The 23,603-nt window shown below is 45.7% G+C and carries 30 protein-coding genes; all 30 read left to right on the top strand.

Features of this window, described 5'->3' with window-relative positions; all coding sequences use genetic code 11:
• Positions 1-5: 5 nt before the first annotated feature.
• The 30 genes from AC3IRK_RS09925 to AC3IRK_RS09780 all read left to right on the top strand — a co-directional run bounded on the left by AC3IRK_RS09925 (position 6) and on the right by AC3IRK_RS09780 (position 23,595).
• Entirely contained in the window at positions 6-440 is a 435-nt protein-coding gene (locus AC3IRK_RS09925) for a flagellar export protein FliJ (RefSeq protein WP_026828010.1), read from the top strand.
• The gene (locus AC3IRK_RS09920) at positions 437-991 is read left to right on the top strand and encodes a MotE family protein (protein ID WP_131972515.1); all 555 of its coding nucleotides are present in this window, start codon (positions 437-439) and stop codon (positions 989-991) included. The genes AC3IRK_RS09925 and AC3IRK_RS09920 overlap by 4 nt, the downstream gene beginning before the upstream one ends.
• 16 nt (positions 992-1,007) lie before the next feature.
• Complete coding sequence (locus tag AC3IRK_RS09915) at positions 1,008-2,180, top strand: flagellar hook-length control protein FliK (RefSeq protein WP_489169917.1); 1,173 nt, start codon at positions 1,008-1,010, stop codon at positions 2,178-2,180.
• Positions 2,173-2,643, top strand: coding sequence for a flagellar hook capping FlgD N-terminal domain-containing protein (locus tag AC3IRK_RS09910; RefSeq protein WP_131502582.1), 471 nt, complete (start codon positions 2,173-2,175; stop codon positions 2,641-2,643). The genes AC3IRK_RS09915 and AC3IRK_RS09910 overlap by 8 nt, the downstream gene beginning before the upstream one ends.
• The gene (flgG, locus tag AC3IRK_RS09905) at positions 2,643-3,539 is read left to right on the top strand and encodes a flagellar basal body rod protein FlgG (RefSeq protein ID WP_014970679.1); all 897 of its coding nucleotides are present in this window, start codon (positions 2,643-2,645) and stop codon (positions 3,537-3,539) included. Before AC3IRK_RS09910 ends, flgG begins: the two co-directional genes overlap by 1 nt.
• The gene (locus AC3IRK_RS09900) at positions 3,536-3,772 is read left to right on the top strand and encodes a flagellar FlbD family protein (RefSeq protein WP_026828015.1); all 237 of its coding nucleotides are present in this window, start codon (positions 3,536-3,538) and stop codon (positions 3,770-3,772) included. The genes flgG and AC3IRK_RS09900 overlap by 4 nt, the downstream gene beginning before the upstream one ends.
• Positions 3,747-4,196, top strand: a complete 450-nt coding sequence (locus tag AC3IRK_RS09895) for a flagellar basal body-associated FliL family protein (protein WP_026828016.1) — start codon at positions 3,747-3,749, stop codon at positions 4,194-4,196. The genes AC3IRK_RS09900 and AC3IRK_RS09895 overlap by 26 nt, the downstream gene beginning before the upstream one ends.
• Before the next feature lie 9 nt (positions 4,197-4,205).
• The gene (fliM, locus tag AC3IRK_RS09890) at positions 4,206-5,189 is read left to right on the top strand and encodes a flagellar motor switch protein FliM (protein ID WP_012370738.1); all 984 of its coding nucleotides are present in this window, start codon (positions 4,206-4,208) and stop codon (positions 5,187-5,189) included.
• 1 nt (position 5,190) lies between these two features.
• Complete coding sequence (gene fliY, locus AC3IRK_RS09885; protein ID WP_131502580.1) at positions 5,191-6,321, top strand: flagellar motor switch phosphatase FliY; 1,131 nt, start codon at positions 5,191-5,193, stop codon at positions 6,319-6,321.
• 12 nt (positions 6,322-6,333) lie between these two features.
• Positions 6,334-6,699 (top strand): response regulator, encoded by a 366-nt coding sequence (locus AC3IRK_RS09880; RefSeq protein ID WP_026828018.1) that lies wholly within the window; start codon positions 6,334-6,336, stop codon positions 6,697-6,699.
• Positions 6,700-6,713: 14 nt separating this feature from the next.
• A complete protein-coding gene (locus AC3IRK_RS09875) occupies positions 6,714-7,190 on the top strand; it encodes a flagellar biosynthetic protein FliO (protein WP_251138584.1) in 477 nt (158 codons plus the stop codon).
• Entirely contained in the window at positions 7,187-7,855 is a 669-nt protein-coding gene (fliP, locus tag AC3IRK_RS09870) for a flagellar type III secretion system pore protein FliP (protein ID WP_114595506.1), read from the top strand. The genes AC3IRK_RS09875 and fliP overlap by 4 nt, the downstream gene beginning before the upstream one ends.
• Positions 7,856-7,866: 11 nt before the next feature.
• Positions 7,867-8,139, top strand: coding sequence for a flagellar biosynthesis protein FliQ (gene fliQ, locus AC3IRK_RS09865; RefSeq protein ID WP_012370733.1), 273 nt, complete (start codon positions 7,867-7,869; stop codon positions 8,137-8,139).
• The gene (gene fliR / locus AC3IRK_RS09860) at positions 8,136-8,903 is read left to right on the top strand and encodes a flagellar biosynthetic protein FliR (protein WP_188004505.1); all 768 of its coding nucleotides are present in this window, start codon (positions 8,136-8,138) and stop codon (positions 8,901-8,903) included. Before fliQ ends, fliR begins: the two co-directional genes overlap by 4 nt.
• A 1-nt stretch (position 8,904) precedes the next feature.
• Positions 8,905-9,996, top strand: coding sequence for a flagellar biosynthesis protein FlhB (gene flhB / locus AC3IRK_RS09855; RefSeq protein ID WP_131502578.1), 1,092 nt, complete (start codon positions 8,905-8,907; stop codon positions 9,994-9,996).
• Positions 9,997-10,010: 14 nt separating this feature from the next.
• On the top strand, positions 10,011-12,035 hold the full coding sequence (gene flhA, locus AC3IRK_RS09850) for a flagellar biosynthesis protein FlhA (protein ID WP_131502577.1): 2,025 nt from the start codon (positions 10,011-10,013) through the stop codon (positions 12,033-12,035).
• A 3-nt stretch (positions 12,036-12,038) separates the two neighbouring features.
• Positions 12,039-13,106: a flagellar biosynthesis protein FlhF gene (locus AC3IRK_RS09845; protein ID WP_188004504.1), complete on the top strand. Its 1,068-nt coding sequence runs from the start codon at positions 12,039-12,041 to the stop codon at positions 13,104-13,106.
• Positions 13,103-13,957, top strand: coding sequence for a MinD/ParA family protein (locus AC3IRK_RS09840; RefSeq protein ID WP_131502575.1), 855 nt, complete (start codon positions 13,103-13,105; stop codon positions 13,955-13,957). Before AC3IRK_RS09845 ends, AC3IRK_RS09840 begins: the two co-directional genes overlap by 4 nt.
• 21 nt (positions 13,958-13,978) lie before the next feature.
• A complete protein-coding gene (locus AC3IRK_RS09835; protein ID WP_131502574.1) occupies positions 13,979-15,967 on the top strand; it encodes a chemotaxis protein CheA in 1,989 nt (662 codons plus the stop codon).
• Positions 15,968-15,978: 11 nt separating this feature from the next.
• A complete protein-coding gene (locus AC3IRK_RS09830) occupies positions 15,979-16,407 on the top strand; it encodes a chemotaxis protein CheW (RefSeq protein ID WP_026828027.1) in 429 nt (142 codons plus the stop codon).
• Positions 16,400-17,008 (top strand): chemotaxis protein CheC, encoded by a 609-nt coding sequence (locus AC3IRK_RS09825; RefSeq protein WP_114595514.1) that lies wholly within the window; start codon positions 16,400-16,402, stop codon positions 17,006-17,008. The genes AC3IRK_RS09830 and AC3IRK_RS09825 overlap by 8 nt, the downstream gene beginning before the upstream one ends.
• Positions 17,001-17,483 carry a chemotaxis protein CheD gene (locus AC3IRK_RS09820; RefSeq protein WP_131502573.1) on the top strand — a complete coding sequence of 161 codons (483 nt, stop codon included), beginning with the start codon at positions 17,001-17,003 and terminating at the stop codon, positions 17,481-17,483. The genes AC3IRK_RS09825 and AC3IRK_RS09820 overlap by 8 nt, the downstream gene beginning before the upstream one ends.
• 13 nt (positions 17,484-17,496) lie before the next feature.
• Positions 17,497-18,270 (top strand): FliA/WhiG family RNA polymerase sigma factor, encoded by a 774-nt coding sequence (locus tag AC3IRK_RS09815; RefSeq protein ID WP_114595516.1) that lies wholly within the window; start codon positions 17,497-17,499, stop codon positions 18,268-18,270.
• A gap of 11 nt (positions 18,271-18,281) precedes the next feature.
• Positions 18,282-18,737, top strand: a complete 456-nt coding sequence (locus tag AC3IRK_RS09810) for a hypothetical protein (RefSeq protein ID WP_131502572.1) — start codon at positions 18,282-18,284, stop codon at positions 18,735-18,737.
• A 129-nt stretch (positions 18,738-18,866) separates the two neighbouring features.
• A complete protein-coding gene (gene rpsB / locus AC3IRK_RS09805) occupies positions 18,867-19,601 on the top strand; it encodes a 30S ribosomal protein S2 (RefSeq protein WP_012370721.1) in 735 nt (244 codons plus the stop codon).
• Positions 19,602-19,683: 82 nt separating this feature from the next.
• Positions 19,684-20,565: a translation elongation factor Ts gene (gene tsf, locus AC3IRK_RS09800; protein WP_114595518.1), complete on the top strand. Its 882-nt coding sequence runs from the start codon at positions 19,684-19,686 to the stop codon at positions 20,563-20,565.
• Between the two features lie 110 nt (positions 20,566-20,675).
• Positions 20,676-21,395, top strand: a complete 720-nt coding sequence (pyrH, locus tag AC3IRK_RS09795) for a UMP kinase (RefSeq protein ID WP_026828033.1) — start codon at positions 20,676-20,678, stop codon at positions 21,393-21,395.
• A 1-nt stretch (position 21,396) separates the two neighbouring features.
• Positions 21,397-21,954: a ribosome recycling factor gene (frr, locus tag AC3IRK_RS09790; protein WP_114595519.1), complete on the top strand. Its 558-nt coding sequence runs from the start codon at positions 21,397-21,399 to the stop codon at positions 21,952-21,954.
• 83 nt (positions 21,955-22,037) lie between these two features.
• Positions 22,038-22,775 carry an undecaprenyl pyrophosphate synthase gene (gene uppS / locus AC3IRK_RS09785; RefSeq protein WP_131502571.1) on the top strand — a complete coding sequence of 246 codons (738 nt, stop codon included), beginning with the start codon at positions 22,038-22,040 and terminating at the stop codon, positions 22,773-22,775.
• 19 nt (positions 22,776-22,794) lie between these two features.
• Complete coding sequence (locus AC3IRK_RS09780; RefSeq protein ID WP_131502570.1) at positions 22,795-23,595, top strand: phosphatidate cytidylyltransferase; 801 nt, start codon at positions 22,795-22,797, stop codon at positions 23,593-23,595.
• Positions 23,596-23,603: the final 8 nt, after the last annotated feature.

Here is a 23,603-nt window from a genome sequence, read left to right as displayed (position 1 = left end):
TGCGAATGAAAACCATATATGAACGTATTATTCCTTTAGCGGAAGCGGAAAAGGATCGTGTTTCAAAACATACTGCTGAAAAAAAGAAGCAATATGAAGTCGAGGTCGAGAAACTGTACCATCTTCTCGTTCGTTATGAAGCTTTTTTAAAAGCACAAAATGAAACAGGAACGGTTGAGCTGCTTGCTTCTCAATACCGTGAACGTGCACGTGATGTCGTCAAACAACAGATTGAGCGACAACAGCTATACGTGACCCAGGCGAAAAATCAGTATGAACGGGCTCAAGTCGATCTAAAAGAGGCTTTGATTGAAGAAAAGAAATTTACACGACTGCAATCAAATCAATTAGAAGAAAATCGGCGGACACTCGCTTTGGTGGAACAGAACCAAATGGATGAATTAGCATTATTGCAGTTTGGAAGAAGGCGAACGACATGAGTGAGAACAAGTCATCAAAACAATGGATTTTGCCCTTATTAATCATCCCGTTGTTATTGTTATTATTTACAGCCTATCTCGTATTAAATTACGCTAATGGGCGGCCGATTTTTTCATTGCCTTTTGCGTCAGAAGAAGTAACGAACACGAAGGTAACGTCTTCAAAAAGTTCGGAGATCGAACAACGTTTGAAATTAGCAAACGCTGAAATCAAAAAACTACGGGCAAAGACGACTGATCAAGCAGAACTCATCCAAGCGAAAGAACAGGAAGTCGTCCGGTTGATTGCGGAACGGGATCGGTTGAAAAACACGCCGGCTACACCTGCAACGACAGTGACAGATAAGTCTGCGTCGAAAAAGACTGCTGATGTGACAGATGTCTATGCGGAGATGACGCCGAAAGATGCAGCCAATATTTTTAACGAATTGAGTCCGACGGAAGTCGTTGCAATCATTAAAGAAATTGATGCTGAACAACAGGCGGCCATCATGGCAAAGATGGATCCTAAAAAAGCTGCAGCGTTGACACAATTGTTGGCAGTCCAATAAGGGGTGAGAAAATAAAATGAACTTGACGACGGATGTACAGCAAGCACAAACAGCTAAACCGGTTACGAAGTGGAACGGGAAAGAGCTCCCGGCGAATGGCGTTGGAAATTTTGCTTCGTTACTTCAATACTTAGTGCAACCTCTAGCTGAGGGCGTACAGAATCCTTCACTGGATCAACAGACAATACCAACTGAAGGGGAGACGAATCTTGAAGTCAAACCGCTGTTGGAACAATTGACCGCACAGCCGGAAAAAGTCTTAAAACTTTTGGAGCAACCCGAAGTAGAAGGTATGATACATGATCCAAAAAAAGCGACGGAGCTGATTCAGTTCATCAAGTTGATACAAGACGGACAACAAGGACAAGCGATGGAGTTATTCGAACAATTTCCTGTCTCGGTCCAACAAGTACTCGCAGCGGCCGTTTCAACTGTCATCGGAGTCGATAAGGAAAATGTGAAATCAAATGAATTACCGGTCGGAATGAATACTCCGGTTATACGGATGACTGACACTCCAGGAATTGCCTTGTCAGCTCCACCGGTGAGTAATCCCAAGTTGGTTGATTCTACAGGCATCAAAAAAGATGCAGTTGTGACTCCGTTTTCGAACCGTCTTGTACTTCCTGAACAAAATACACCAACACTGAAAACAAGTGTCATGACTAAAAAGGTGATTGAATCCATTCAGATAGCTGCTGATCCGGAAGGGAAAGACCAACCATCAGCACTAACCGGTTTGAAATTTGAACGAATGAACAGTGCATTAGGAGTAGGCGTTCGGCCATCCGTCATGCAGCCAAGTGTCGATGATCAACTCACGTCACGGATTGAAGCGGCGATGAAACAAGCACCATTTTTAAAAGGCGCGGACGGTTCGACAAGGATGTCCATCCGATTATATCCAGAACAGTTGGGTGAGGTCGTCATCCAATTGGATAAAAAAGATGGTTTATTGACGGTAAAGCTTTTCGCAGCGACGGAACAAGCGAAACAAATGCTGGATCAGCAACTAGGAAAGTTACATACTTCGTTGCAGCCGCAAGCACCATTCGTCAAAGTCGAAACCGGGATGTTAGCATCGAGTGTCAAAGACTTTGAACAAGGTTTACCGCAAGAACGACGAGAGCGTCAGCAAGAAGAACCTGCACCGTACGAAGAAGAACTAGAGGAGGATGAAGATGACTGAATCCATCAAAAATGATGCGTCGTCCTATCAGTTACCGGAGAAAACGAAAGTACCATCCAGTAACTCGATGGACAAAGACATGTTCATGAAAATCCTGATTGCCCAACTGTCCAATCAAGATCCGACGGCACCGATGGAAGACAAGGAGTTCATTTCGCAGATGGCTCAGTTTTCTTCTCTTGAACAGATGCAAGCGATTGGAAAAGGGATGGATACGATGATGCTCAATCAGCATGCGGCGGCTCTGATGAACTATAGTAATTTGATTGGAAAAAGTGTCAGCTATGAAGGTGAGACTGTCACGAAAGATGCGACAGGAGCAGATGTGACATCGACCGGTAAAGTGACGGCAAACGTCCTCAGTGTAAAGCGTGACGGGGTCGATGTCATTGCCGAGTTATCGAACGGAAAAAGTGTCAGTGTCTACGAATTGACTGAAATTAAAACAAAGGAGGAAAAATAATGTTACGTTCAATGTATTCAGGAATCAGTGGGTTAAAGAACTTCCAAACAAAGTTAGACGTCGTCGGGAATAACATCGCCAACGTCAATACATTTGGTTATAAAAAAGGCCGTGTCACGTTTAAGGATCTTGTCAACCAATCAGTTGGTTCCGCATCAGGTAATGGTGGAGGTGTCGGTGGGACAAACCCGAAACAGGTAGGACTCGGGGCCTCGATGTCAACGGTCGATAACGTTTACAATCAAGGAGCGTTACAAAATACAGGTCGAACGCTTGATGTCGGGATTTCCGGTGAAGGATTCTATCAAGTCTTAACGGCAGACGGTGTGCGTTATTCTCGTTCCGGTAACTTTTATACAGATCTTCAAGGGAATATCGTAACGGGAGATGGAAATTATCTCGTAGGATTGTCTGATCCACCGCCTGCCAACCCTGGACAGCCACCTGCCGATCAAGCAAACCTACCTGCCAACCAATACGATGCTCAAGGTCAAATCACAAACAAAGTAAATAATGGCTACATGAAGTTACAAATTCCGACAGGAGCACAGAACCTTGCAATCGGAAAAGATGGACTAGTCACGTTTGTCGATGGAACGGGTAACTTGCAACGAGTTGGTTACGTATCAATGGCTAATTTTGCTAACCCGGGTGGTCTTGAAAAATCAGGAGTGAACTTATTTGCCGCTTCTCAAAACTCGGGTATCGCAGCGACTGGAACGCCAAGCACAAACGGTCTTGGTCAATTAACATCCGGAACACTTGAAATGTCAAACGTCGACTTATCGGAAGAGTTTACGGAAATGATCATCGCCCAACGCGGATTCCAGGCGAACACCCGGATCATTACAACATCAGATCAGATTTTAGAAGAACTCGTTAACTTGAAACGATGATTACTTTAACGACATTACGTGAAACACCGCTTGTCTTAAATGCAATCTTAATCGAAGCGGTCCGGTCGACACCCGATACGACGATCCAGTTGGTCGGGGGACAGACTTATGTCGTCAAAGAAACATTGGAAGAGGTAAAAGCAGCCACAATCGATTTTTACCGACAAGTCGGTTTAACGGGCTTGAACAGTGCTAGGAGGCTCGAAGATGGCAGAAGAAAAGAAGAAGAGTAAGTTGAAATTACCACTCATCATGGTCGTCGTCGCGATTATGATGGTAGGCGCGGGCTACATGCTTTCAAAATATTTGTTAACGAGTGATCCGACCGAAGCGAAAGTCGAACAACCGACAGGAGCGGAACTCGAAGAGCGAAGTTTTCAAACAGATGATTTAACGACGAACATTGCAGACGAACGATTCTTAAATGTTCAGTTTACAATCGTCACGGATGACGCGGCGACGCGGGAAGAACTGGAGTTACGCAAGTTTCAAATCAACAATATCATCTTAGGGGATTTAGCTTCGATGAAAAAACAAGATTTAGATTCTAAACAAGACATGGCGAAACTCGAAGAAAAATTACGGGGGCAATTTAAAAAGCTCCTGCAAGAAGGCGATGTTCAACGTGTCTACACGACGAAAAAAATCATCCAGTGAGGTGGCCGCATGAGCGAAGTATTATCACAACATGAAATTGACGCCCTGCTATCAGCCATTTCAAGCGGAGATATGGAAGTCGAGGAAATACGCAGTCAAGAAGAAGAACGTCGTGTGAAAGTCTATGACTTTAAACGGGCGTTGCGATTCTCAAAAGACCAGATGCGGAACTTAACGCGGATTCATGAACAATTCGCCCGAGTCTTGACGACCCATTTCTCAGCACAGCTTAGAACATACGTCCAGTTTACGGTCAATACGGTCGAACAGCTGCCTTATGATGAATTCATTCATTCCATTCCGAACATGACCTTGATTAATTTAGTGAATCTTCATCCGTTAGACGGACGGGTCATCTTCGAAGTGAATCCGAACATCGCGTATGCGATGCTCGATCGATTGCTCGGCGGACCGGGTGAAGGCATGAATAAGATTGAGAACTTGACGGAAATCGAAACCCGGATCTTGACGCAGTTATTCAAACGCGCCTTTGTTCAATACGGGGCAGCGTGGGAATCGATTGCCGAAATCGAAGCCGAGTATGATGATTTGGAAATCAATCCACAATTTCTTCAACTCGTCTCACCGAATGAAACGGTCATTCTCGTCTCGATTTACGTGACGGTCGGAGAAGTAAGCGGAACGCTTAATGTCTGTCTGCCGTTCGTGACACTCGAACCAATCATTCCGAAACTTTCGAGTCACTTTTGGATGCAACAAGAGAAACGAAAGTCAGCCGATAACCAAGAGTCAGAACATATGCAAACACAGTTGATGGGATCAATCGTCGATTTGAAAGCAGTGCTCGGCCAGACGGAACTTTCGTTTGGAGAATTGTTACACCTCGAGGTAGGCGATTGCCTGTCCCTCCAGACACGTACATCCGATCCGGTTGAATTGTTCGTCGATGATCGGAAAATGTTCAAAGCGCGGCCTGGTCTGAACGGGAAGCATCTCGCTTTACAAGTCTTACAACGAATTGAGGAGGAATAACATGAGCGATATGCTTTCGCAAGATGAAATCGATGCATTATTACGTGGAACCCCATCGGCTGAAGAACCAACCGATACCCAATCAACAGACGATTTACATCAATTGGATGAGATGGAAATTGATGCGCTTGGAGAAGTCGGGAATATCTCGCTAGGGAATTCCGCGACGGCTCTGTCCGCGTTATTGAATCAAAAAGTCGAAATCACGACACCACACGTGCGGATGATTACGATGGAAGAATTGCGGAGTCGTTATCCGATTCCCCACGTCGCCCTTCGTGTCGGATATACAGAAGGATTCAAGGGAGAAAACGTTTTAATTTTGACACAACGGGATGCTTCCGTCATTGCGAATTTGATGATGGGCGGCGATGGTGTCGTTGACGAGAGTCTTGAAATGGAACCGATTGCGTTATCTGCCGTCCAGGAAGCGATGAACCAGATGATGGGAGCGGCTGCGACCTCAATGTCGACCGTTTTCTCAATGCGTATCGATATCTCGCCTCCAGCGGTCGAAGTTTTTGATTTCTCGCAAGAAAAAAGTATCGTGGATAGCTTCTCGTTATGGGAAAGCATGGTCATCATCGAGTTTGATTTGAAGATCGGAACGCTGATCGATTCAAAAATCGTACAATTGGCACCACTTGAATTTTCCAAACAACTGATTCAGAAATTATTCAGTGCCAGTACGACAACGACCGAACCGGCACCCACAGCTCAAGTCCCTACACCAGAACCGGTCCGGGAACAGCCGGCCGCGCCACAGCCACAACCGGAACCCCGGTATGAAGCACCGCCGGAATACAAAAAAGAGCCGGTTGGTGTCAGTCCTGTCCAATTCGGTCAGTTCTCTGAAGTGCAACAAGAAGGTCCGCCCGGAAATATCGGCATGCTCTACGATGTACCATTGAATGTCACAGTCGAACTGGGACGGACACGCCGGTCAGTCCGGGACATTTTGGAACTGACGCAAGGTTCAATCATTGAACTGGATAAATTAGCAGGAGAACCCGTTGACGTGTTCGTCAATAATACATTGATTGCAACGGGTGAAGTCGTCGTCATCGAAGAAAACTTCGGTGTCCGGATTACAGAGATTGTCAATAAAAAAGAACGTCTGCGGATGTTCTAAGGAGGAAATAGGATGAGTGCAAAAGTTTTGATTGTAGATGATGCAGCTTTCATGAGAATGATGATTAAGGAAATTTTATCGAAGAACGGCTATGACGTCGTCGGTGAGGCGGAAAACGGACGTGAAGCAGTTTCGAAATATAAAGAGTTAGCGCCGGATCTCGTCACACTTGATATCACGATGCCGGAAATGGACGGGATTTCAGCATTAAAAGAAATCAAAGCCTTTAATCCGGCTGCCAAAGTCATCATGTGTTCTGCAATGGGACAACAATCGATGGTCATCGATGCGATTCAAGCCGGAGCAAAAGACTTCATCGTTAAACCGTTCCAGGCAGACCGTGTACTCGAAGCCGTTTCGAAAACCATTTCATCATGAGAAGACTGACCTGTTTGACCTGTCTTCTCCTGTTCCTGCTGACGCATCAGGTCGGTGCCGAAACAGTGGAAGAGAAGCTCAACCCATCTAAGAAAAATGAACCTACAACACAACAGGTCGACGGGTCATCGACAGTCGTCACGGTCGTAAAAATCGTCGTGACACTCGCAGTTTTGATTGGTGGATTCCTTCTTGCCGTCCGTTTCATCAATGAACGGACAAAGGGAGTCCGTCAATCGAGCCGACTGTCGCATCTCGGTGGTGTCCCGCTTGGCAAAGATCGATCCGTTCAGCTCGTGAGGGTTCACGGTAAGATTTATGTTGTCGGTGTCGGTCAGAACGTTGAACTGCTTGATACGATTGAAGAAGACGACGAATGGTTAGCAACGGATACATCCGACAGCCTACCACATCCGTCAGCCGCATCCCCGTTTCTGGAATCATTTAAGCAACAGCTCGATCAGTTCCAGAAGAAACGAGGACGGTCATGACGACGATTGAAAACTTGATTTCCTTGGATACGCCGTCCGGGACGGCGACTTCCATCAAATTACTGGTCTTACTTACGCTTTTATCATTAGCACCGTCGTTACTGATTTTGATGACTTGTTTCACACGCGTCATCGTCGTCTTATCCTTTGTTCGTTCTGCTTTAGGAACACAACAAACACCGCCTAACCAACTGCTCGTCGGACTGGCGTTATTCATCACATTGTTCGTTATGGCACCTATTTTAACAGAATTGAACACGACGGCATTACAACCGTACATGGACGACAAAATCAGTCAAGAGGAAGCCTTTGATCAAGCCGGAGGAACGATGAAACGTTTTATGTCTCAATACACGCGGAGCAATGACTTAGAACTGTTTTTGAAGTATGGCAATTACGAGAAGCCCGAGAAGGTGGAAGATATTCCGCTCGTCGCGTTAGTACCGGCCTATGCCATCAGTGAGTTAAAGACGGCGTTTCAAATCGGATTTATGATTTTCATTCCGTTCCTCGTCATCGATATGGTCGTTTCGAGTGTCTTGATGTCGATGGGGATGATGATGTTACCACCGGTCATGATTGCCTTACCGTTTAAATTATTATTGTTCATTTTAGTAGATGGTTGGCATTTGATTGTCGAATCACTACTCGTCAGCATGCGATAGGGAGGGACGACATGACGCAGGAAATGATTATTCAATTAGCCAGTTCGGCCGTCTGGACCTTGTTAAAGGTGTCAGCTCCGCTCTTGCTCGTCTCACTCGTCGTTGGACTTCTCGTCAGCATCTTGCAGGCGACGACTCAAATTCAAGAGCAGACCTTATCGTTTGTTCCGAAGATTGTTGCCGTTTTTTTAGCACTCGTCTTTTTTGGACCATGGATCATGGAAGAACTCAAAACGTTTACGATTGAAATCTTCAAACAGATTGCCGAGGTTTCGCGAAAATGACGTTACTGTCCTTTGTCAGTGTTTTTTTACTTGTATTTGGCCGACTTGTTGGATTTTTAGTGGCTGCTCCTTTGTTTTCATCGAAGCAGTTACCCGCTCAGCATAAGTTGGCAATTGCTGCAGGACTTGCCTATTTTGCCAGTTACGCGGTCAAGACAACGGTTCAAGTCGATGACATCGATTTCTTTTTTCGAATGGGAACAGAAGTCATCATTGGGCTCGCCCTCGGTTTGCTCGCCAGTTTTTTACTGTATGCGCCACAAATGGCCGGATCAATCATTGATTTACAGATGGGGCTGGCGATGGCTTCCGCATATGATCCGATGTTTGGTGGGCAATCGCCGATCGTCGGTCGATTTTTTTACATGTTGACACTGCTCGTGCTGCTGGCGTCAGATATGCATTTGATTTTACTGGATGGCATCTATACGAGTTTTAAAATCTTTCCGCCCGGCAGTGCGATTAACGTTTCCGGAGAAGCCGGCATGAGCTTAGTCGTTCGTGTCGTCGGGCTCGCGATGCTCACGGCTCTTCAAATGGCGATGCCACTTGTGGTTGCCTTGTTTTTAGTCGATTTGGCGCTTGGTTTTTTAGCGAAAACCGCACCCCAGTTCAATATTTTTGCGATTGGATTTTCCGTCAAGTTATTGATGGGTTATGCGATTTTGTTTTTACTCGCCGGAGCGACCATTACCGGGATTTCCCGATTTGTTCCCTTATTACAAAACGTACTGTCCGATGCGATTCAATTACTAGGAGGTTGAGATGAAAAAATACACATTAACGCTTGACCTCCAGTATTTTGCGGGCGAAAAGACGGAAAAGGCATCACCTCGAAAACGTGATGACTCTCGGAAAAAAGGTCAGGTCGCAAAGTCGGCTGATTTAACGAGCAGTTTGATGTTGTTCGGAATGTTCTTGATTCTATTTTTCTTTGGTCCGTTTTTAGGGAAACGGTTCGTCATGGTATTAGAAGATGGGCTGAGCGCCCAAACGGTTTTAGTCGCTGTCGAAGAAGGACGCGTCCAGGAAGTCATGATTGAAATGCTGGTCCAAATGAGTATTCTTGTTGCACCATTCTTTCTGACGGCTGTCGTCATCGGCATTTTAGGGAATTTTGTACAAATCGGAGCATTGCTTAGCACCGAATCGATTCAACCGAAACTCGACCGGATCAATCCGTTGCAAGGCGTCAAACGAATCGTCAGCATGAAAGCATTAATTGAATTCTTAAAATCTGTTTTTAAATTACTTGTCATCGGTGTGACGAGCGGAACTGTCTTATGGAATAACAAAGTAGAAATTTCACGTTTGACGTCAGAACCGATTGGTGACGCCTTGGCGATTATCGGTCATCTGACGTTCCTGTTAGGGATTTCGGTCAGTATTGCGTTGATTGTCCTTGCTGTACTAGATTTTGCATATCAAAAATTTGATTTTGAAAAGTCGATTCGGATGAGTAAACAAGACTTAAAGGATGAGCATAAGAATACGGAAGGTGACCCGCAAATCAAAGGGAAAATTAAACAGCAACAACGGGAGATGGCGATGCGGCGGATGATGCAAGAAATACCGAATGCCGATGTTGTCATTACGAACCCGACCCATTACGCCGTAGCGATTCAATATGATGACGGCAAACATGCCGCACCCATTGTCGTCGCCAAGGGAGTGGATGCTGTCGCATTCCGGATTCGGGAGAAGGCGACAGCAGCTGAGATCCCGATTATTGAAAATAGACCGCTCGCACGAGCATTATTCGCAAAATCAGAAATAGGAATGGCAGTGGATGAATCATTTTATCAGGCACTCGCTGAAACACTCGCCTTTGTCTATCAAATGAAACAAGCGAAATGAAAGGATGAAGCATCATGACTATTTCAACACGAGATTTATCTGTCCTGCTAGGCGTCATTATGATTGTCTTCATGCTCGTCATTCCACTGCCAGGATTTTTACTCGATTTTCTCATTATCATCAATATTTTAATTGCCTTAATGGTCTTACTTGTCGCAATGAACGCGAAAGAAGCATTGGAATTTTCCGTTTTCCCGACACTCTTACTGATTGTGACTTTGTTCCGATTGGCATTGAACGTCTCGACGACCCGTGCGATTCTCTCGAACGGGAACGGTGGAGAAGTCATTGAAGCATTTGGTAGTTTCGTTGTCGGCGGAAACGCCCTGGTTGGATTCGTCGTCTTCTTGATTCTCGTATTGATTCAGTTTTTGGTCATCACGAAAGGATCAGAGCGGGTATCGGAAGTGTCGGCCCGTTTTACGCTTGATGCCATGCCCGGAAAACAGATGGCGATTGATGCCGATTTGAATTCCGGTATGATTGACGAATTACAGGCCCGGACACGCCGCCAAAAAATTCAATCGGAAGCCGATTTTTACGGAGCAATGGATGGAGCTTCGAAATTCGTCAAAGGAGACGCGATTGCCGGAATCATCATCGTCATCATCAACTTGATTTTCGGAATGATCATCGGTGTCGTGCAACAAGGGTTACCAATGGGGGAATCTGTCAAGCTGTATACGCTGTTAACCGTCGGTGACGGTCTTGTCAGTCAAATCCCGGCCTTATTGATTTCTGTTGCAACCGGAATCATCGTTACCCGCTCGACTTCTGACGGTAACTTAGGAGAAGACATCATCGGTCAGCTCTCACGGACACCGCTCCTCGTCATGATTGGAGCCGGTGCAATCTTCCTGCTAGGACTCTTTACAGCAATTCCCGATTACGTGACGATTCCTGTCGCGGCTGCAGCGGCTTTCTTCGCTTGGCGATTGACACGAACGTCAAAAGCAGCACAAGAAGAAGTGGCTGTCGAAGAAGCACCAACTGAAAATCTGCGATCTAGCGAATCGGTCATTTCCCTCTTGAACGTCGATACAATTGAGTTTGAATTTGGCTATGGTTTGATCCCGCTCGCAGATGAAGCACAAGGTGGGGATTTACTCGACCGGGTCGTCATGATCCGGAGACAGTTGGCACTTGAACTTGGATTCGTCTTACCGACAGTCCGGATTCGTGACCATCTGCAACTTCCACCGAACCACTACCGGATAAAAATCCGTGGAAGTGAGATGGCAACCGGCGAACTGTTACTCGATCATTACCTGGCAATGAGTCCGGGAGTGGATGATCCGGAAATCCAAGGTATCGAGACGGTTGAACCCGCGTTTGGGATGCCGGCCTTATGGATTGACGAACGGACGAGAAGCCGAGCAGAGATGTCCGGCTATACAGTCGTCGACCCGCCATCTGTTGTCGCAACACATTTGACAGAGCTTCTGAAAAAACACGCGGCCGATTTACTCGGTCGGGAAGAGACAAAACAACTGGTTGATCATTTAAAGGAATCGCATCCGATTTTAGTCGACGAAGTGACACCACAATTGTTGTCGATCGGCGAGCTACAAAAAGTGTTCGTGCAGTTGTTAAAAGAAAAAATTTCGATTCGAAACTTACCGCTCATCTTTGAGACATTGGCCGATTATGCTGCCGTGACGAAAGATAGTGATTTGTTGGCTGAATATGTCCGTCAAGCATTGGCTCGACAAATTACGGAACAAGTCTTACAAGGAGACGTCTTACACGTTGTGACGGTATCGAGTGAACTGGAGATGGAGATCCAGTCAGCGATTCAAAAAACGGAGTTCGGCAATTATTTGGCGCTTGATCCGGATAAGGCAACACGTTTCATCGAGTCACTAAATGAATTGACGGCAGAATTCGAACGATACGGAGCTCAGCCAATCGTTTTGGCATCGCCAAGTATTCGGATGTTTGTTCGTCAATTAACAGAACGTTATTTCCCGGATGTGCCTGTTCTGTCTTATAACGAACTGATTCCGACCATTGAAGTCAAGAGTATTGGGGTGATTTAACACATGATGGTAAAACGAATTATCGCAAATTCTGTCAGCGAAGCGATGGAACTGGTTAAACAAGACTTAGGAAATGATGCCATCATTTTGAACACACGGCAGATCAAAGTGGGCGGTTTGTTCGGCTTGTTTGCACAAAAAAAAGTGGAGCTCGTCGCCTCAGTCGAAGAACATCCGGTCGAAAAAACAACACAGCCTGTAAAACGGGTCTCGGATGAGCTACAACCAACTAAATCAGTCGTTCAAAGTCACCCATCAATGATGGAGCCGCTTAGCCCGAAGATTGTCTCGTTCAGTTCACGGCGGTTGCCGGAAGCGCTTAGCTCATACGAAGTCTTGCTCGCTGAACCTGCCCTGCAACATGAAGCGGAGGCACTCTATGATTTATTAGTGTCAACTTACTACAAGACCAATGATGTGAGACAGGTCGAACAAGCCTTCATCACGACTGTGACTGCTCCTATTCAAGTCACGACGGCAACTTCCCGTTTCATCATGGTGACCGGACCAACGGGAGTCGGAAAAACGACGACCCTTGCCAAACTGGCTGCTTATTACCGTCTCACGAAACAACAAACCGTTGGATTGATTACGACGGATACATATCGGATTTCAGCCATCGAACAATTACGGACTTATGCCGACATCATCGATATTCCGTTACACGTCGCCTATGATTTACAAGAATTCGAACAAGCGAAAGTCGACTTATCCGACTGTGACGTTATCCTAATCGACACGGCGGGAAGAAATTTTCTTGACGCGGGTTATGTCGAACAGTTAAAAAAGCGGCATGATTTTTCAGAGACAGATGTATTTCTTGTACTCAGCTTAACGTCGAAGTACCGCGATTTAGAACAGATTCAACAACGGTTCGATCAAGTACCGTTGTCCGGATTCATTTTTACCAAAGCCGATGAGACAACAGATTTGTGGTCGATTTACGGACTTACGAAAAAGACACAATTGCCTGTGTTTTGTCTGACGACCGGACAAGAAGTACCTGAAGACATCATCTGGCCGACAAGTGCAGAAGTTTCCCGAATGATTGTAGAAAGAGGGTTAAGATGATGCCAGAGGATCAGGCACGAGCGTTAAGATCAAAAGTTTCCGTACGGCAGACCAAAACCATTGCCATCGTCAGCGGTAAAGGTGGGGTCGGAAAAACGAATGTCGCGGTGAATCTGGGTGTCGCGTTATCGTTGCAAGCTAAAAAAGTATTAATCATTGATTTGGACATCGGTATGGCGAATGTCGGTGTGCTACTCGGAAAATCGTCGAAAGTTTCATTAATGGATTGTGTCAAGGAACGGTCACCCTTGACCCAAGCGGTCGTCGAAGCGACGCCGGATCTGCATTTCATTCATGGCGGGAGCGGATTCACAGAACTGATGGATCTGACGGATCATGATGTCGAATTCATGATGAGCGAGTTTCGGTTTTTCTATGAATATGATTTCGTCTTACTTGATCTAGGTGCCGGAGCGACACATCAGACTTTTGATTTCATCAGTAGTGCGGATGAAGCATGGCTGGTCGTGACGCCTGAACCGACGTCGATCATGGACGGATATGCTTTCGTCAAACTTGCGCATCACCATGCAAATGAACTTCCTGTCGCTGTCATCGTCAATCGGGCAACGAACGGACAAGAAGCGCTTGAAACGTTTGACCGGCTACAACAGGTCAGTCAGAACTTTTTGGGAAAATCGTTGCGCTTCGTCGGTTTTTTGCCGGATGATCCGACTGTCATGAAGGCAGTCAAAGCCCAACGACCATTTTATGTATTTGATCGGACGAGTGATGTCAGTTGGCGACTTGATCATATCACGACATCGCTGACAGGACTTCAGGTCCAGGAACAGAAATTTTTAGACCGGTTACTGAATCGTTTGAAAAAACGGCATAGCCGTGTCCGCTAACCATAAAGGAGGATACGTTCCATGGATTTAAATGAATATTTAGGATTGTTTCTTGATGAATCGATTGAACATTTACAAGCCATTAACTCGAGTTTGCTGATTTTTGAACAACGACTCGACGATGAAGCCGTTATCGATCAAATTTTCCGATCCGCTCATACTTTAAAAGGGATGGCCGGAACAATGGGGTATGATGCCATTGCCGATTTAACACACGAAATGGAAAGTGCACTTGATTTAGTCCGTTCGAAGACACAACCTGCTACACCCGAATTAATTGATGTACTATTTGTCGCAGCTGAACAGTTAGAAACGATGGTCGAGGATATCAGTCAAGGTGGTACCGGGAAGCTGGATGTAGCAACAACCGTCGTTCGTTTGAAACAGTTTATCAATACGGATTCGGAACCAGGTCAGGATACGGACAAACCTGCAGCAACAGTCGTGAAAAACTTTGAGTGTGATGTCTACTCTGAGTCGGTTGTCCGTCAATCGATGGCTTCCGGTTATCAAGCCTATGTCATTACGGTGGAGTTATCGGCGGATGTCATTTTGAAGGCAGCCCGGGTGTATATGGTATTTGACCGGTTGCAAAACCTCGGGGATGTCATCTTGTCGAATCCGACTTCGGATGAACTGGAACAGGAACAATTCGAGACCCGTTTTGATGTCTTGTTCGTGACGATGAAATCTGCTGAAGACATTCAAGGTGAAATCAAAGCCGTTTCGGAAGTCGCTCAAGTGTTGATTCAGCCATTCGAAGTGCCGGTCGAACCAGCAGCAGCGGCGACATTGCTTGAGCCGGTTGAAACGCCGGTCGTCAGTCCGGCAACGGATACTTCGAACGAGACGCAAACACCGGTTGCGGCAAAAACGATTCGTGTCAACCTCGAGCGGATTGATCGATTGATGAATCTGTTTGAAGAATTCATCATCGATCGTGGACGTCTCGAGCGGATTGCGGCAGAAGCCGGTTCTTCTGATTTGACGGAGACGGTTGAACGGATTAAACGCGGAACAAATGAACTGCAGTCACTGGTCCTGACGTTACGGATGATGCCAATCGAACAAGTCTTCAATCGTTTCCCGCGGATGGTACGTTCGGTATCGAAAGATGTCGGCAAAAACATCAAGCTCCACATTACAGGAGCAGAAACGGAACTCGACCGGACGGTCATTGATGAAATTGGGGATCCACTCGTCCACTTGATTCGAAATGCGGTCGACCATGGAATTGAAAGCAAAGCCGACCGGATTTTAGCCGGGAAAGCAGTTGAAGGAAATCTTTCCCTCCGGGCCTATCATTCCGGAAACCGTGTTTTCATTGAGATTGAAGATGATGGCGCAGGAATCAATCAGGAACGGGTGACAAAAATCGCCCTTGAAAAAGGATTGTTGACGGAAGAAGAGGCGGCGATGTTGACGCCGGAAGAAGCGGCAATGTTATTGTTCGCGCCTGGATTCTCGACGGCAGAAACCGTCACCGACTTATCAGGTCGTGGTGTCGGGCTGGACGTCGTTAAATCGAAAATTGAATCGCTCGGTGGAGAAGTCTTCGTCGAGACGAAACGCGGAGAAGGAACGATTTTCAGAATCAGTTTACCGCTGACGTTATCGATTATTTCTGCGATGCTCGTCAAGTTGGGAGAAGAAACGTATGCCATCCCGTTAACAGCCATCCTTGAAACGACATCGCTGAAGCAGGACGCCATTTTACAAGCCCACCGGGAAAAGGTATTCGATTTCCGTGGCCAGCTTGTTCCATTGATTTCATTAAATCAAGTATACGGATTACCACATGTGGAGGCAGATGCCTATTCTGTCGTCGTCGTCCGAAGTGGTGAGAAATTAGCAGGGTTGATAGTCTCAGAACTGATAGGACAACAGGAAATCGTCATGAAACCGTTAGGCAGTTATCTTGAGGGGATTCGTGCGATTTCAGGTGCGACGATTCTGGGTGACGGACAAGTTGCGTTAATCATTGACAGCAATGCACTGTTACGAAAGTGAGGGAATGAAGAATGGAACAAAAATGGGTCGTCTTTCAATTAGAAGAAAATGCATATGGAATTGATGTGCAATCGGTTCGTTCAATCGAACGTGTCATTCCGATCACACGTATCCCCAATGCCGCATCCTATGTCAAAGGTGTCATTAACTTACGCGGAGTCGTTACACCCGTGATTGATTTGCGGACGCGTTTAGGATTTGAGGCCGTCGAAGAAACAGAAGAAACGCGTATCATCATCGCAACACTGGAACATGGAGATGCAGGATTCATCGTGGATTGTGCAAATGAAGTCGTTGAAGCAGCAGATGTCCGGATTGAACCGCTGGCAGATTCAAAACAAGATGAGACAAACTATTTAACAGCCATCGCTAAAGGGGAAGACCAACTGTTCTCTTTACTCGAACCAAACCGTTTATTTGAAGAGATTATCCATGCTTAATCGAATGGAACAGGATGTCTTTCGAGAAATTGGTAATATCGGGGCAGCACATGCGGCAACCGCTTTATCCACGTTGCTGGGACAACCGGTTGAAATCGAAGTCCCTTCAGCGGACTTGGAAGGGTTCTCGACCATCATTGAGAGGGTCGGAGGTGCTGAAGCCTACACAGCAGGAGCACTCCTTCGGTTTTCTGGGGATATTAAAGCATCCTTATTATTTTTAATGCCGCTCAAGGATGCTGAGAAACTCGTTTCGCAGTTATTGCAACAGCCATTTCAATTTTTTTCGGAGCACCATGCGCTTGGTGTTTCGGCATGGGAAGAGATCGGGAATATCTTAATCGGCGCTTATGCCCGCTCGATTTCCGATTGGCTGGATTTATCCGTCCATGTCACGGTCCCGGCCTCTGCTTTTGATATGGTAGGAGCAATTTTGGAAGTTGCCTTACTTGAGTCAACAAAATTTGGTAACATGGCAGTATACATCGATACACGTTTATCCAGTTCAGGTAATGATTTGAATGGTCATTTATTGTTACTACCTGAAGAAGGTGCCTTTGATTCGGTCTTTCAACGATTGGGTGTGGATATTGATGGATGAAGTCGTTCGGATTGGAATTGCAGAATATGCAGTCAGCCAAAAACCAATCATTCTTCGGACGGCTGGTTTAGGTTCTTGTGTCGGTGTCATTATCTACGATCAAGAGCGTGGACTGTCGAGTATGGCACACGTGATGTTACCGGACTCGGCAATCAGTCGGAATATCGCACTGGAAATCGGAAAGTTCGCCGATACGGCCGTCGTCGAGTTGACACGCCGTCTTCGTCATAGTGGAGCAATTCGTCTCCGGGCAAAAATTGCCGGTGGTGCACAAATGTTTCAATTTAAATATGAACACGAATCGATGCGAATCGGTGAACGAAATATTGCGGCGGTAAAATTGGCTTTACGAAAAGCGAACGTCCCACTCGTTGCGGAAGACGTTGGTGGAACAAATGGTCGAACGATCGAGTTCCATTCTCAGACTGGACGGTTAGTCATCCGGACAGTCAACGTCGGAACGCTGGAAATTTAGAGGAGGAATGGTCATGCGTGAGGAATTACAACAACTTTGGAATCAATGGCTATCGACGCGTGATGTAGCGGTAGCTGACCAGTTACTGCTAAATTATGAACCTCTTGTGCACTACCACGTTCAGCGTCTCAGCGCGACACTTCCGAAGAGTGTCGATCGTGATGAATTAAAAAGTCTTGGGATGATGGGATTGTATGATGCTCTTCAAAAATTCGACCAAAATCACAATAATAAATTTGATACGTATGCAGCATTTCGTATTCGCGGCGCCATTTTAGACGGCTTACGAAAAATTGATTGGTTACCCCGGTCGTTACGGGAAAAATCAAAGCGGGTCGAAGCTGCTGTCGAGATTTTAGAACAAAGTCTTCAACGGACCCCGACGATTGATGAAGTTTCATCGATTGTTGATATGAACCCGGAAGAAGTCAAGACGGCACTTGCTGAGAGCTATTTTGCGAATATTCTATCGATCGATGAAGCAGTGACGCTTCAAGACGAAGGAAAAGCGATGGCCGTTTCCTATCTGGATCCAGATGCAGCGACACCTGAGGATACACTTTTGATGCGCGAGCTGATTTCGAAGCTTGCCGAAGAAGTGGAGCAATTGTCCGAGAAGGAACAATACGTTGTGTCCCTCTTTTACTTTGAAGAACTGACATTGACGGAAATCGGGGAAGTACTTGGCCTATCTACTTCACGAATTTCACAGATTCATTCGAAAGCGCTCCGAAAACTGAAACAAGCGTTAGGAAGTGCTTATCTTTCTGACCGCGTCGCGATGTGAAAGGACATACCATGACACTTTTTTATATTTTGCTAGCAGCACTCATTTGTTACGGTCTTTTGTTATTATTTAAGCAACAAGCGCTTTTGAAGGACCGCGTTACACATCTTGAACGACAGAAGCAGGAAACGGAAGAAATTCTGTTACAATTCATGCAACAGGTGAATGAGCTGACGGAAGGGGAGGTAAGATCCCGCCCGTCGACTCCTGTCGAACAAGAATGGAAAGGCGAAATCATTGTAGCTGAAGAATCAGAGCGACCCGATTATTCTTCTGAACCGGTCAAAGTATTTTCAAAAGAAGACAAACCGGACGACCGGGTGGAAGAATCGCCTCTGTTGGATGTTAAAGATCAACTCGAAAAAGGTGCTGATTTAGATCAATTGGCACGTTCACTGAACCGGGGAGCCGGAGAAGTGGCCTTGATTGCTAAACTTTCTCAGAAAACGAAGGTTGCCCGGCGTTAAACTTTATGCTATATTAGTCTACGGTGTTAATTACGCACGCATGTATCGCCGGCTGCGGTGCCTTTAATAGGTTAGCTGGAACAACGATCATCGCGGAGGACATCCAAAACCCAAAAGGAGGAATTCATCATGGCAGTAATCTCGATGAAACAATTGTTAGAAGCTGGTGTACACTTCGGTCACCAAACACGCCGTTGGAACCCAAAAATGGCAAAATACATCTTCACAGAACGTAACGGAATCTACATCATTGACCTACAAAAAACGGTTAAAAAAGTAGACGAAGCTTACAACTTCATCCGTGAAGTAGCGTCTGAAGGCGGAAACGTTCTTTTCGTTGGTACGAAAAAACAAGCTCAAGACACTGTGAAAGAAGAAGCGATCCGTGCTGGTCAATACTTCATCAACGAACGTTGGTTAGGTGGAACACTCACGAACTTCTCTACAATCAAAAAACGTATCAACCGTTTAAAACAACTCGAAAAAATGGAAGAGAACGGTACATTCGAAGTTCTTCCTAAAAAAGAAGTCATCATTCTTAAAAAAGAAATGACTCGTCTTGAGAAATTCCTCGGCGGTATCAAAGATATGCCAGGCGTTCCAGATGCACTCTTCATCGTTGACCCACGCAAAGAGCGTATCGCGATTGCAGAAGCACACAAACTCAACATCCCAATCGTTGCGATCGTTGACACAAACTGTGATCCGGACGAAATCGACTACGTCATCCCAGCAAACGACGATGCGATCCGTGCAGTCAAATTGCTTACTGGTAAAATGGCTGACGCAATCCTCGAAGTTAAACAAGGCGAAGATAACGTAGCACCTGAAACTACTGAAGAAGTAGTAGCAGACGCTGAGTAATTCGTGATGCCAGGTGATAAAGGGAATTGACCTTTTATCACCTTTTTTTTGAAAATAAGGACGTTATAAGGAGGAATATCGAATGGCTATTACAGCAGCTATGGTAAAAGAACTTCGTGAAAAAACTGGTGCAGGGATGCTTGACTGCAAAAAAGCACTCGTCGAAGCTGATGGGGACATGAACGCAGCAATCGACTTCTTGCGTGAAAAAGGAATCGCTAAAGCAGCAGCTAAAGGCGACCGGATTGCAGCAGAAGGTTTGACAGCTGTCGCAGTTAACGGCAACAAAGCAGCACTTGTTGAAATCAACTCAGAAACAGATTTCGTTGCGAAAAACGAACGTTTCCAATCACTCGTTCAAAACATTGCAGACGCAGTACTCCGCAATGGTTCTGAAACGGCTGAAGCAGCACTTGCTTCTGAATACGAAGCAGGAAAAACAATCGACACATACATCTCAGAAGAAGCATCAACAATCGGAGAGAAAATTTCACTTCGTCGTGTAGCGCTCTTCGCTAAAGAAGACAACGCAGCATTCGGTTCTTACCTCCACATGGGTGGTCGTATCGGTTCTGTCGTCGTCGTCGAAGGCACAACAGACGAAACTGTTGCAAAAGATATCGCAATGCACATTGCTGCAGCGCGCCCACTTTACGTCGACCGTTCTTCTGTCACAGAAGAAGAAAAAGCACGTGAAGAAAAAGTTCTTACAGAGCAAGCACTCAACGAAGGCAAACCTGCTAACATCGTTGAGAAAATGATTGCTGGTCGTATGAACAAATTCTACGAAGAAATCTGCCTCGTTGACCAAACATTCGTCAAAGATCCAGACTTCAAAGTTGGTAAATATGTAGAATCTAAAGGCGGAAAAATCGTTTCATTCGTACGCTTCGAAGTTGGAGAAGGTATGGAGAAACGTGAAGAAAACTTCGCTGAAGAAGTAATGAACCAACTTAAAAAATAAGAATCAGGATTTCCTGATGACAAGAGAAGGAACACGTATGCTTCAATCCACTTTCGTGTGGAAGTGGGTCGTGTTCCTTTTTTACGGAATTTAGCAAGGGGGACATAGTCATGCAACCGAAATATAACCGGATTGTGTTAAAATTGAGCGGAGAAGCGCTCGCAGGAGATCAAGGGTTCGGAATTCATCCTGGGATTGTCAATTCGATTTCGAATCAAATTAAAGAACTAGTCGAATTGAACGTAGAAGTCGCAGTCGTCGTAGGTGCAGGAAACATTTGGCGCGGTAAGACGGGAGCGGAGCTTGGGATGGACCGGGCAAATGCCGATTATATGGGGATGCTTGCGACCGTCATGAACTCGCTCGCTTTACAAGATAGCCTGGAATCCGTTGGTGTCGAAACACGTGTTCAGACGTCGATTGAAATGCGACAAGTCGCTGAACCATACATCCGCCGTCGGGCAATGCGTCATCTTGAAAAAGGACGGGTTGTTATCTTTGCAGCCGGAACAGGGAATCCGTATTTCTCAACAGATACGACAGCGGCGCTTCGGGCAGCTGAAATCGAGGCGGAAGTCATCTTAATGGCGAAAAACAACGTCGATGGCGTCTACTCGGCTGATCCAAATGTTGATCCAGATGCGAAGAAATTTGAGACATTATCTTACTTGGATGTTCTTAAAGACGGTCTTCAAGTCATGGATTCAACGGCAACATCACTTTGTATGGACAATGACATCCCGCTCATCGTATTCTCGTTGATGGAAGAAGGAAACATTAAACGAGTCGTCATCGGTGATGAAATCGGGACACTTGTAAGGGGGAAATAACATGTCACAAGCAATCATGAAACAAGCAGAAGAACGGATGGAGAAAGCACATCTGTCATTGAAAAAAGAACTTGCGACGTTACGTGCAGGACGTGCGAACGTATCAATCCTTGATCCGGTTCAAGTGGACTACTATGGTTCACCGACACCACTCAATCAAGTCGCAAACGTCAACACACCGGAAGCGCGTTTGATTTTGATTACACCGTGGGATAAATCGATGGTGACAGAAATTGAAAAAGCGATTCAACGTGCAGACCTAGGGCTTGCTCCTTCTTCGGACGGGACAGTCATTCGATTAGCGATTCCACCATTGACAGAGGATCGTCGGAAAGAACTCGTGAAACTTGTCAAAAAGTACACGGAAGAAGGAAAAGTCGCTCTTCGGAACATTCGTCGTGATACGAACGAACAACTGAAAAAACAAGAAAAAGACGGCGTGTTGACTGAAGATGACCTCCGCGGTTACACAGAAGACGTTCAAACATTAACGGACAAATTCGTTAAAGTACTTGATCAAACGGCGACGGATAAAGAACAAGAAATTATGGAAGTATGACACGTAATATTGTCAGGTTGGGGACTCTTTGTCACACGAAGAGTCCCTTTCTTCTTAAACTAAACGAGGGGAGGAAGAAGTAAATGTTTCAATGGTTAAATCAGACTAAAGAAGTAATTGAACAACAAGTTCCTGAACATATTGCGATTATTATGGATGGAAACGGACGTTGGGCAAAAAAACGAGGCCTTCCCCGTATCATGGGGCATCGTGAAGGGATGAAATCTGTCCGGGAAGTTGTTCGGACGGCAAATGAATTAGGTGTGAAAAGTTTGACGTTATATGCTTTTTCAACCGAAAACTGGACGCGTCCTGAAGAAGAAGTCAGTTTCCTGATGAAACTGCCGGCCCAATTTTTAGAGTCGGATCTTAAAGATTTGAATGAACGGAACGTCAAAGTCGAAGTGGCGGGAGAAATTTCGCGTCTGCCGATTTATACACGGGAAGCCGTTCAACAAGCCAAAACGGATACAGCGGACAATACAGGACTTCGGTTGATTTTTGCCCTCAATTATGGAGGACGGGATGAAATCGTTCAAGTCATGCAAAAAATCGCTGAAAAAGTGCAAGCCGGTGTATTGCGGCCTGACATGATTACGAACGAAGTCATTGAACAAGAATTAATGACAGGTTCGATGACAGATGTCGATCTCGTCATTCGTACGAGTGGGGAACAACGACTTTCCAACTTTTTATTATGGCAAGCTGCCTATGCCGAATTTTACTTTACAGATGTCTTATGGCCCGAGTTCCGGCGTGACCAGTTCTTAGCGGCGATTGAAGACTATAATCAACGGACGCGTCGTTTTGGCGGAGTCTGACTAAACGAGGACATATCTTATGAAAACACGAATTATTACAGGAATATGGGCAGGTGCCATCTTTTTAGTATTGCTTTATCTAGGAGGACTCCCATTCCTTGCTTTCATGGCAATTTTGACAATCATCGGGTATACCGAACTGATTAAAATGCGACAATTGTCGTTCAAGTCAATTCCGGTCCTGTTGTTCGGAGCGGGAACATTACTTCCGTTCATCGGGTTGTATGAACAGGCCAGCGAACAGTCGCTGTCACTCGGGCTGTCTCCGATTGCATGGGGCATGTTAATTGTCTTGATCGGTTTATTTTGGACAGTGTTCTCCAAAAACGTATTCACCTTCGACGATGTGGCCTTTTTGCTGTTGACTGCAGTCTATGTCGGAATAGGATTCGCATCGTTTACGTACATTCGGTTGCTTGAAAACGGTTTGACGTTTTCCTTACTGATCATCTTACTGATCTGGTTCACGGATTCGGGTGCTTACTTCGTTGGGAAAAGTCTGGGGAAAACAAAATTGTGGCCAGCCATCAGCCCAAATAAAACAGTTGAAGGAGCACTCGGTGGTGTCGTTCTTGCGATCGTACTCGGAGTGGTGTTTGAACTGATTCACCCGACAGTCGGTCTCGGAACTGTCGTATTGTTGGCACTGATCGTTGCCGTCGTCGGTCAATTAGGCGATTTAGTCCAGTCAGCGTATAAACGTCATTATGGCGTAAAAGATTCCGGAGCATTATTACCCGGACACGGTGGGATTCTTGACCGGTTCGACAGTATGATCATTGTCTTTACCGTTCTGATTGTACTCGGTATATTCGGATAAGGAGGAAA

Source organism: Exiguobacterium sp. GL_137 (assembly GCF_057834585.1).
Note: the sequence above shows the minus strand (reverse complement) of the source record. Positions and strands in the feature narration are given on the sequence as shown.